At 64.9% G+C, this 9903-nt stretch carries 10 protein-coding genes and 1 pseudogene; all 11 read right to left on the bottom strand.

Annotation, left to right across the window (positions count from 1 at the left end):
• Nucleotides 1–49: 49 nt before the first annotated feature.
• Nucleotides 50–754 carry an IS3 family transposase gene (locus FEF26_RS14615; RefSeq protein WP_166433064.1) on the bottom strand — a complete coding sequence of 235 codons (705 nt, stop codon included), beginning with the start codon at nucleotides 752–754 and terminating at the stop codon, nucleotides 50–52.
• Nucleotides 751–1116 carry a transposase gene (locus tag FEF26_RS14610; protein ID WP_166433063.1) on the bottom strand — a complete coding sequence of 122 codons (366 nt, stop codon included), beginning with the start codon at nucleotides 1114–1116 and terminating at the stop codon, nucleotides 751–753. The genes FEF26_RS14615 and FEF26_RS14610 overlap by 4 nt, the downstream gene beginning before the upstream one ends.
• A 54-nt stretch (nucleotides 1117–1170) precedes the next feature.
• Nucleotides 1171–1323: pseudogene (locus tag FEF26_RS14605) on the bottom strand (DUF6112 family protein); the annotation flags it as partial.
• Between the two features lie 154 nt (nucleotides 1324–1477).
• A complete protein-coding gene (locus FEF26_RS14600; protein WP_138254272.1) occupies nucleotides 1478–1744 on the bottom strand; it encodes a DUF6112 family protein in 267 nt (88 codons plus the stop codon).
• 17 nt (nucleotides 1745–1761) lie between these two features.
• Complete coding sequence (locus tag FEF26_RS14595) at nucleotides 1762–3411, bottom strand: M23 family metallopeptidase (protein ID WP_138254271.1); 1650 nt, start codon at nucleotides 3409–3411, stop codon at nucleotides 1762–1764.
• A gap of 41 nt (nucleotides 3412–3452) precedes the next feature.
• On the bottom strand, nucleotides 3453–4163 hold the full coding sequence (locus tag FEF26_RS14590) for a hypothetical protein (protein ID WP_138254270.1): 711 nt from the start codon (nucleotides 4161–4163) through the stop codon (nucleotides 3453–3455).
• 480 nt (nucleotides 4164–4643) lie between these two features.
• Nucleotides 4644–5249, bottom strand: a complete 606-nt coding sequence (locus tag FEF26_RS14585; RefSeq protein WP_138254269.1) for a TetR/AcrR family transcriptional regulator — start codon at nucleotides 5247–5249, stop codon at nucleotides 4644–4646.
• Complete coding sequence (locus FEF26_RS14580) at nucleotides 5246–7465, bottom strand: YhgE/Pip domain-containing protein (RefSeq protein ID WP_166433062.1); 2220 nt, start codon at nucleotides 7463–7465, stop codon at nucleotides 5246–5248. Before FEF26_RS14580 ends, FEF26_RS14585 begins: the two co-directional genes overlap by 4 nt.
• On the bottom strand, nucleotides 7462–8049 hold the full coding sequence (locus tag FEF26_RS15820; protein ID WP_166433061.1) for a hypothetical protein: 588 nt from the start codon (nucleotides 8047–8049) through the stop codon (nucleotides 7462–7464). The genes FEF26_RS14580 and FEF26_RS15820 overlap by 4 nt, the downstream gene beginning before the upstream one ends.
• A 221-nt stretch (nucleotides 8050–8270) precedes the next feature.
• Complete coding sequence (locus FEF26_RS14575) at nucleotides 8271–9293, bottom strand: ParB N-terminal domain-containing protein (RefSeq protein ID WP_138254267.1); 1023 nt, start codon at nucleotides 9291–9293, stop codon at nucleotides 8271–8273.
• On the bottom strand, nucleotides 9293–9903 hold a 611-nt coding region (locus tag FEF26_RS14570), incomplete at its 5' end, for a hypothetical protein (protein WP_138254266.1). The genes FEF26_RS14575 and FEF26_RS14570, both read right to left, overlap by 1 nt.

Here is a 9903-nt window from a genome sequence, read left to right as displayed (position 1 = left end):
CTGCTAGACCGATTCTGCGGAGTGTCGCTGACAAGCAGGAACAAGTACTTTAGCCGGTTAAGAGGCATGAGCCGATGCGGCCCATCGATTGGCGTACTCCGAGTCTGCGGCAGGTGGCCTGGAAGTCCGAGGAGGTGTACTGCCGACCGTGATCTGAGCCGAAGATCGCCCCGTCGAGCGAGCCGCGTGCCGCAGCGGCGTGGTGCATCGCGTTCTCGACCAGGCTGGTGCGCATGTGATCGGCGATCGACCAGCCCACCAGACGCTTCGAACACAGATCGATCACCGTGGCTAAGTACAAGAACTCTCCCTTCTGCCCGTAGGGCAAATACGTGACATCTCCGACATAAACCTCCCCAGGGGTCTCTGCGGTGAACTCCAGGTTGATCAGATCCCCGAAGACCTGAGCGCCGGGATCCTTCACCGTGGTGGTTTTCGGTTTGCGCAGATGCACCCCAACGATGTTCTTTGCCCGCATCAGCCGGGCCACCCGCTTGTGATTCAGTGGCTCACCAGCAGGCTGGTCGGCGTTGAGCTCAACGGTCATCCGCCGGTAACCCAGGGTGTGGTCCCACTCTTGGTGATGGTCCCGGATTCGGGCGAGAACCCTGTCGTCAGCCTGTTCTCGCTGTTGGCGTGCCCAACGCCCAGCTTGCCACTTATAGTAGCTGGAGCGCTGAATCTGAAGCACCTGGCACATCCGCTTCACCTCATGGGTGCCACGGTGGTCCTCAACGAACTGGAAGCGGATCACCAGGTCGTCTCTGCCGCGAAATATTTCGTGGCCTTCTGCAAGATCCTCCGTTCCTCGGTGACCCTATCCAGATCAGCCCGCATGGACCGTTTATCAGCCCGCAGAGCATCAACCTCGACCCGCAGGCGAGCCAGCTCTTCCTCAGCGGTCTCTGGCCGCTGCCCCGCCGCCTCGGGGGCAAGCGTCGGGATCTTCCCGGCTGCCCGGCGGGCTTGGCGGACCCAGACCTTCAACGCGGCCTGGCTGACCCCTAGATCCTCAGCAGCCTGCCTGTAGGAAAGTTCCGGGTGCCTCTGGTAGAGAGCAACCGCATCGGCCTTGAACTCATCGGAATACTTGTTCGGCATAGTGATATCTCGCATTCTCCAGCCCATTATGGGCCAGACTCAGCGTGTCCACCACCCGGGGTTCATACCCATCGCCGAAATAATCAGCGCCAACACGGAGAGCACCAGGCCGATGGTCATGACCGCCCCGACGATGGTGCGCAGCTGGCTGATCCCCGGCAGCCCGGACTCGTTCGGGCTGATGTCGATCTGAGCGACCACCACCGCAGGGTCAGCCACCAGGGTGGGAGTGGTGAGTGTGGCGGTGTGAATAGCCTCAGAGAGGGCAATGAGAGTGTCCACGACAACTGCTCCTTCAGATGAGAAACGAGTGGGTCGTGAAACAGGTGCACACCCCACCCCCGCCCTGCACGGACCAGCCTCGGGGCGGGGCTGGTTAGAGCTGTCCGCCGAGGTCGATCAGCCAGTTCATCCAGGTCATCGCCCCACCGGCGAGGATCGCCGCCCCGAGGCAGACCAGCACCCCGGTCCTGCCCTTAGCGGCGGAAGACTGGTTCCCGTGTGAAGACGCGACACCCCAGATGATCGCGGAGACGATAAGCATCAACACTGCGATCACGAGGACGAAGGTCAGCAAAGCCCCGACCACCTCACGCAGCTCAGCGATCCCGGAGAGACCCTCGAAATCAGGGAACACGTTCATCGCAGGCACCCCCTGGGTTAGTTCTCGGTGACGGTGATGTGAAGGTGGTCATAGTGACCACCTGTCGGATCGGTGGGATCGTGCATGCCGCCGCCGTCGTAGTCCCGCCAGCCTTCATCGGCCCGTGAGGCGACCCAGATTTTGCCGTCCCAGATCAGGTATTCGACCCCGAGGGTTTCGGCGTGGTCTTTGACCCAGTTGGTCACCTCCCACCCAGCTTGACGTTGGGCCTCGGTGGGGAAGCTGCCGATGGGATTGCCGAAGGTGACATCGCAAGCCCGCCCCAGCGGGTGCTCGGAGTCCTGGCCGGGGCGTTCGTCCCAACAGACCCAGGAAGTCTCCGGGAAAGCCTCGCTGGTCTGCTGGTAGACGTGCAGCATCCGGGCGGTGATCTGCCCACCGGTGGTGGGGTCATCGACCATCTGCGACCCATCACCATCACCCGGTTCCGGCTCGCCGACTTCCGCTGCCTGGTCGGGCTCGGTAGGACAGTCCCCGTTGTCAACACCAGCCGGTTGGATGCTGCTGCCTGATTCCCCGGGGGCGGGGTGGGCGTCGTGGGTCTCCAGCCAGGGTTCAGGGTCAGTATGTTCCCCGGTGTCTCGGCCGCCGAGCCAGATTTCCAGGTGCAGGTGCGGGCCAGTGGACTGCCCCGAGTTGCCCACATCCCCAATATGATCCCCGGCAGTGACGGTCTCACCTGGTTGGACGTGGATGCCGGTCTCCCACATATGGATATACACCGAGGACACCGCTTCGCCGTTGATGGTGTGGTCGATGACGATCACCCCGCCGCGGGCCTCGTTGTAGTCAGTCGAAGCCACGACTCCATCGGCGATGGCATAGATCGGGGTGCCATCCGGTGCTGCCCAGTCGGTGCCAGCGTGGAAGCTGTCTTCCCCCGTCACCGGGTGGACCCGTGGCCCGTAGTCGCTGGTCTGGACCGCAGCATCCTCTGGTAAGGGGAAGACCACCCTGCCGGACTCCGGCACCGAGGCTGGCCCGGCTTGGCTGCCGGTGGTGAGTGTGTCCAGGATGGTCTCTGCGACCTGTTCATAGTTCCTGTACCGGTCCGGGTAGGCCGAGACCTCCACGGCTTGGGCGGCCTCGCCCTTGTCCATGTCTTGCCAGCCGGGGATGTCGAGCAGGCCACGGGGTGAGCCACTGTTGGGGCCGTCGGGGCCGCCGAAGAACGCTTGGGCTTGGTAGACCGGGTTCATGAGGTCTTCGACGGAGCCCCACCCGGTGGACGGGCGCATCTGAAACAACCCCAGGCTGTCATGATCGGAACCGTCACCGTCATTGTCGTAGTCGGCAGAGTCCGGGTAGGCGGTTTCGTTGGAGAGCTGGCGCAGGGTGGACTCAGTCAGTGCGGCCATCAGTGCGATCACCAGCCCATCCCGGCTCGCCCCCTCGATGCCGCTGCCGGTTTCAATGATCGTGGCCGCATGTCCCAGCTGGTCCTGGTTCAGGGTGAAGGTCTCTCCGTTGGCGGTGGTGACCTCTAGCTCCTCGGGGACCTCCCCGACGGTGAGGTGCGGGCTGGCTCCGGGCACTGTGCAGGAGGCTCCAGCACCAGGGCTCATCAATGCGCCGACCGAGACCAGGGCGACCGAGGGGCCAAGCATGGCCAGTAGGACCACGATGATGGCTGCTTTCTTCAACACCGGTCAGGCACCTCCCTTCAAGCCAGACAGGTCAGGGGCGGTTAGGTCAGCGGGTTGTCGAGTTCGGAGAGCCGCAGCAGGTGGCAGGTCTCATACGCGGGGGCGCAGACGATGAACACCGTGAAGGAGACCTCGTGCTGGCTGGTGACCGGTTCGTCGTTCCAGGTGCCGTCCCGGTGGCGGGTGCCGGTGATCGTGTAGGCCACCGTGCCTTCGGTGATCTGCCCGGGCTGGGCCTGGGCCAGAGCGTCCTCCCACGCCTGCGGGACATAGACCTCATCAATGGAGAGGTGTTGGCGGGTGGAGTGTTGACGTAGTTGAGTCCATGCCTCACGAGTGGGCAGGTAGGTGGCCACATCAGAGGCCAGGCCTGCCTGCTCGGCCCCAGTGGGGTCACTGACATCCAGCAGTGCGGAGGTGTAGTCCAGGGGCATCAACCCCGAGGCGGTATCCCACTCAAACAAGGCGGTAGCGACGTTGCGGGCGAACGTCTCCGGGTCATCAGAGCCTTCTACCGGTGGCACCACTGGCTGTCGCACATCAGAGTCCGGCTGTTCGGTGGGTGCGCCGGGAGCAGTGGGTGTGGGGTCTGCGGTCTGCGCAGTCGTCGCCGCGGGCGGCTCCGGCTGGCGGGGGCCGGTGGCCAGCCCATAGATACCCACTGCGACTAGTAGGAGCAGGGCTACACCGGCGCTCAGTGCGGCAAACAGTTTTGGCCGGGAGAACATAGTGGAGAACTCAGACAGCTTCATACCCAGCAGGTGCACATTCCACCCCCTGGGGCGCTCAACGGAAGGTGCGAGGTAGGCCCTGTTACTAGTCGAAGAGGCCGGAACCTCCGTCGTCATGCCAGTGCCGCGCCATCTGTCGTCCTCGTCCTAGCGCTTTTACGCCGAATCCGGGGCACGAGGCGCAAGCTGGGCCTCCCGGCGATCTCCGACCGGGAGATCCTCGTGCCGAGCCGGGCAAGTACGTGGCTGACGGCGCCGCGCGGCACGCCGTCTGGATTCTCTCGGGGCACCGAGTAACCGCCGTCATGGACAGACCCACACCGCAGAGCCAGCCCTCGAGGTGCGGGAGATCTACAGCAGCCGTAGGCATTTCTAAGCTGAGCGAGGCGGTGAGTTACCGCAATGAGCAGATGGGACCCGATCAGAGGACTCGTCGTTCAGCCTCCGTGGTCAGAAACGTTCCGGCGCCCCGGACCGTCGGCCACCCCCAGGGCGCCGGAATCACGGTCCGCTGGTAGCGATGCGCAGGAGGGCGTCCACGCAGGCCTCCACGGTCCAGTCCTGATGCACGGTCATCCGCTCGATACACAGAGTCACAGCGGACGAGAGCAGAGCGGTGGCCGCGATCTCAAGAGTGTGCCGCGGAGTGACGCTCTCACCCTGACGGCTGTGCTCCAGATGCTCGATCCGGTCCGCGAGCAGGGAGACGATGGCTTCCTTTTCAGCCCGGAGTTGGTGACTTCCGTCGCCTTCTCGCTGGGCCAGGGCAAATGCGACCAGGCCAGTGAAAGAGGGGTGTTCGCCCAGGAACCCGAATGCTGCCGCGACCTGCCGGCGGAAGCCGGCTCGGGCGTCATCGTCGGTCGCACCCGGCTCATGGAGGCCATCCATGAGGGCCTTCATCTCTGCGGCGCCGTGCACCAGGATTTCCCGGACGAGGCTCTCCTTGGAGGAGAAGTGGTAGTACACCGACCCTTTGGCGACCCCGGCCAGGCGGGCGATCTCATCCACCGTGTGCTCCTGAACGCTGCGGTGGTCGTCCAGGGACATCATCGCCCGGAGGATCCGGACCCTCGCGGAAGCCTTCGGCTCAGCGGCCACACTCATGCAAGCTCCTCGATCGGCGGACGGAGACGTTCCAGGCTCCACATCCTATGCTTTCGCACCGCCAACAGAAGAACACCGAGCCCCACTACAGTTGTCACTCCCATGGCCGCGAGCGTGCCACTGACGACGGCTGCGTCAGCCCCATAGATGACGTGGCGCAGACCATCGGTCACATAGGTCAGCGGCAGCACCGGGTGCAGGGCCTCCAGTGAGCCGGGCAGCGTCTGAGCCGGGAAGGTTCCTCCTGCGGCGACCAGCTGAAGCACCAGCAACACGATGATAACGAACTTCCCCGGGTTGCCCAGCAGCATCACGATCCCCTGGATCAGGGCTGTGAAGGCCGCCGCGGCCGCCAGCAGCACGCCGAGTGCCAGCCAGGGATGCGCCGGTTCCACCCCCACCCCGAGCACGACAACGGCATACAGCAGCAGAGCCTGCACCATGCCCAGCGCCAGGAACGGCATCCAGGCGCTGACCGCGACCTTCAGGCTGGACGCGTTGGACAGCAGCGCCCGGGCAGAGACAGGCCGCAGCACCTGCATCATCACCAGTGTGCCGATCCACAGCGCCAGACCCATGAAAAAAGGTGCCAGACCCGCACCGTAGGAGCCGGCCTCAGCCTGAGCGGACTGGTTCACGTTCAGCGGGTTACCGATAACCTCACTGACCTCAGCTCGCTGCTCCTCATCAGGATTGGGAACTTCGTCAGCGCCGTCGCCCAGTGCCGCCGCCAATTCCTCGGCACCATCAGTAAGCTCGACAACGCCATCTTCAGCTTCGAAAAGCCCATCGAGAAGCTCCCCGGCCCCGTCGTTGAGAGCCGACGCTCCCTCGGACAGCTCACTGACGCCCTCTTGCATCTCGCCGACGCCCACGTCTGCCGCAGAAGCTCCAGCAGAGAGTTCCTCGGCACCTTCTGCCAGCTCCCCGGCACCTGTGTGAGCCTCGCTGATTCCTGCAGCCAGCCCCGGCAGGGATTCGCTGAGCTCTGAGAGGCCCGAAGCCAGTTCGGAGCTTCCGGCGGAGAGCTCGGAGGCACCGTCTGCCACCTCGCGGGCTCCGGCGGCCAGCTGGTCCACGGAGTCATGCGCCTCGGCCAGACCTGTCCGGGCGGATTCTGCCCGGGCAGCAAGCTCAGAATCGTCCAGGACCGGGCCGAGAGCCTCGGCAACCTGGTCGCGCTGCTCCTCCTCAATGAGACCAGCGTCGATGAGGCTCTGGACACTCTCCTCGACCCGGGTCTCTGCGCTGGCCTCCACCTCGCTGAGCGTCTCTGCGGCCTCTGCGGAGGCCTCCGCGAGCTGCTCGTTGCCCTCAGCAACTGCCTCGGCACCGGTACTCAGCTCACTGACCCCCGTTTCCAGATCATCAGCCCCCTCGGAGATCTCGTCGACACCTTCCTGCGCCTCGCCGATCCCGATGCTGATTGTGCCCAGTCCGGTCTGCAGCTCGCCCGCTCCCGTCTCGAGCTCCTCGGCGCCGTCGGCGAGCGTACCGGTGCCTTCGCGGAGGGTGACGAGGCTGCTGCTCAGCTCTCCCACTCCCTCGTCGAGGTCCCCGGCGCCCTCGCTGAGGGCTTCGGCTCCTTCACGCAGCTCGACGATTCCGTCCTTCAGCTCTGCGCTACCGGAGTGGAGCTCGCCTGCGCCCTGCTCGGCGTCGAGGAGCTCCTGGTGAATCTGGCCGAACCCGGTGAGGATCTGGTCGGCGGTCTCCTGTCCGACCTCTTCGCTGATGGACTCGTGCAGCTCCCCGGCGAGGACCTCCAGTACGCTGGAGAGCAGGTAGTTGTTGGCTTCGTTGGCGATGATCTCCAGCTCTGCCTGCTCTGCGGACTGCAAATCCTCGGGAGAGGCCAGTGCTTCCGAGAACCCTTCGGGGATGATGAGGGCAAACTGGTGGTCTCCGCGGTAGGTGCTGGCTTCAGCGGCTTCCCGGGTGGCCACGTCCTGCCATCCGAAGGAGGCGTCACCGTAGAGGTCTTCTACGACCTCGTCCCCGATGGTGCGGTGCTTGCCGTCGAACTCTGCGCCGGCGTCGAGGTTCACCAGGGCGGCGTCGACGTTCTCCATGTTTCCGTAGGGGTCCCAGTTCGCGTAGAGGTAGACGGCGCCGTAGAGGACTGGGATCACGGCAAGGCCGACGAGGGTCTTGATGGGGTCGATGCCGCTGAGCAGGCGTTTGGCTTCAGCGGCTGGGTGGGCGAGCAGGCTCACAGGAGCGCCTCCTTCTCGGCGCTGAGGATGGCGAGGACTGAGCGTCCATCGCCTGTCGCGTAGCGCAGGGTCTCCGCCAGCTCCTCTTCGGGCAGCCCGTGTCGGTCCGGGGATTCCACGACGGCGAGATGAACGGCGGGGTCGGCGAAGGCCAGTTCGATGAGCAGCCAGAGCCGCACCTGGGGGTCGAGCGCTTCGACGGGCTCTGCGGCGAGGTCTGCGGCGTCGTGCTGTTCCAGCCATTCTGCTGCGCGCGGACGCTTCCCACCGTGTGGGCGGGGCTGGAGCCCGAGCGTCTCCGCCGTTAGGCCTTTGACTTTCATGTGGTGCTCGGGGGCGGTGAGACCCGGTGCGTCCACGAGGGCGGAGGCCCGGCGCAGTTCCGCTGTACTGTCGGCCCCGTTGAAGAGCACCTGGCCGTTGTCGGGACGCATCCTCCCTGCCGCGACAAGTCCGAGAGCGTTCCTTCCCCAGGGAGAGGGGACGACGAGGCTGCCGAGCGCGGCGCTGCCCAGTTCTAGGTTCACGCCGCTGAACAGGACCCCGTGGTGGTCCTTCACCTCAGTCTCAACCAGCTCAAGCATGGACATCACTATACTGAACTGACCAGTCAGTACAAAACCTGCATCCGGCGTTATTGCCGGCGCTATTCTCGTTAGGCCTCGTTCACTTCCGCGAGGACCAGGTCGCTGCCATCGATCTCGAATGTCCGAGCTGGAGGGTCAAGGCCGCTGAATGTGCTGATTCCGATATCCCCGCTGCGAGACAGCGCCACTGATGGGTATACGGCAGAGGAGGGTGGTGGTCATAGGGCGCGCAGATGCCCACGTACCGGCACCGTCCCACCGGTGCCGGCGTCGTCAGTGTGGGCTTCGCGTGCTGCGTGGAGTTCCTCGGCGAACGCGAGCGTGCCTTCCACTGTGGCTTGGAAGCTGCGGTATTGCTCATCGGTCAGTTCGGCGGCGAGCTGGTGGGGGTCGTAGTGGGTCCACCAGTCGGCCAGTTCACCCCAGGTCGCCCAGAACGCCCGGGTCGGATACCGCCTTGGCATCTCATCCGTTGCTGGCCCCGCAGCCTGTGTTCCGGTGGTGCGTTTCTTGGTGGCGGCTTTCGCCTTGGCTACGGCCTCATCGGCCAGACGGTGCAGCTGGTCCACGCGCTCTTGCTGGGCGGCCTCGGCTGCCTCCCGCAGCTGCCGGTAGGCCGGGTCCACCGGCGCACCAGCATCAACCCGTTCCAGTTCTTGTTCTGCCTGGGTGCGCAGCTCACTGGGGATGGTGGTGTCGGTGGTGAGGTGTTGGAGGTAGCTGATCTTCTCCAGAGTCTTATAGGAGGCGCTGCCGGGGATCATCGCCGCAGCCTGCTCACGGGTCTTACCGTTGCTGCCTGCTGGTGGTGGAAAGTTTCCACCACCATGCTCCCCAGGCTCATGCCCGTCGTGGAACTGGGTCGAGGCCTTCCGACGTTCAGCATCCTCAGCCAGCAGCTGCTTGAGCTCGCGGTAGAGGGCGGCGGCTTCCTGCTGGGTCAGTGGCTTGTGCAGGGTGTTCTCGTCCTGCTCGGCCAACAAGTGGCCCAGCTTGTCGGAGATCCCGGAGCGGACCCACACGTTGACCTTCCGCCAACCGAGTTGTCTGATCGCCGCCAACCGACGCGCACCACACACCAGCAATCCTTCCGGGGTGATGGTGATCGGCTGGAGCAGTCCTTCTCTGGCGATGGAGGCGGCCAGTTCGTCGATGTCCCCGAAGTCGGTGCGGTGCCGGGGACCGACCGTGATGGCCTCTACCGCGCGGTCGAGTTCGATGAACCCGGTCTGCTCACTCATCACCGACCCCCACCAGTACAGGGCTGTCCGGGGGCGGTGAAGGCGATCAGCACCACGAGGTCTTCATCGCGCAGCAGCATCGGCAAGCTCTCACCGATCAGCAGCCGCAGCAGCACACCCCGGCCAGCGTTGGTGGCCGCGTAGGCGGCATCGGGGTGGCCCAGCAGGGCTTTGAGCATCGCCGTCCAAGACTCACCAGGGATGTCCAGCAGGGCGCGAGCATGCTTATCCCGCCGCAAGGCCTCATAGGCCGCCTGCCTGCTGGAGGCCCGAGTCAATGCCGAGCAGATGTGTTCGATCCCAGCCCGGACGGTCCGCGGATGCCAATCCAACAACGTGAACAACTCGATGGCGTCCTCAACTGCGATGCGGGCTGCGGTCACCACCGACCCGGCCACCGCATCCGCGGTGTTGTCGGGGTCTTCGGGGTGGTGGTCGGTGGTGTGGAAGGCCGGGTGGTACTCGGCCAGGGGTGTTTCGCGGTCGCTGAACCGTTCCGGGTCATGGAAGACAGAGATATGAGGCCGGCGAGCCTGGTGGACCGAGCAGAGCAGGCCTTGGGCGCGTTCCTCAGCGATGCAGGTGATCCGTACCGCATGGGTGACCACCG

The sequence above is a fragment of the Nesterenkonia salmonea genome (genome assembly GCF_005771525.1).
Lineage (GTDB): Bacteria > Actinomycetota > Actinomycetes > Actinomycetales > Micrococcaceae > Nesterenkonia > Nesterenkonia salmonea.
This window is presented reverse-complemented; position numbering and strand designations above follow the sequence as displayed.

Excerpts from the sequence above, each read along its gene's own strand:
- FEF26_RS14610 (WP_166433063.1), bottom strand. The coding sequence starts at position 1,116 with ATGCGAGATATCACTATGCCGAACAAGTATTCCGATGAGTTCAAGGCC.
- FEF26_RS14600 (WP_138254272.1), bottom strand. The coding sequence starts at position 1,744 with ATGAACGTGTTCCCTGATTTCGAGGGTCTCTCCGGGATCGCTGAGCTG.
- FEF26_RS14590 (WP_138254270.1), bottom strand. The coding sequence starts at position 4,163 with ATGAAGCTGTCTGAGTTCTCCACTATGTTCTCCCGGCCAAAACTGTTT.
- FEF26_RS14585 (WP_138254269.1), bottom strand. The coding sequence starts at position 5,249 with ATGAGTGTGGCCGCTGAGCCGAAGGCTTCCGCGAGGGTCCGGATCCTC.
- FEF26_RS15820 (WP_166433061.1), bottom strand. The coding sequence starts at position 8,049 with ATGCTTGAGCTGGTTGAGACTGAGGTGAAGGACCACCACGGGGTCCTG.
- FEF26_RS14575 (WP_138254267.1), bottom strand. The coding sequence starts at position 9,293 with ATGAGTGAGCAGACCGGGTTCATCGAACTCGACCGCGCGGTAGAGGCC.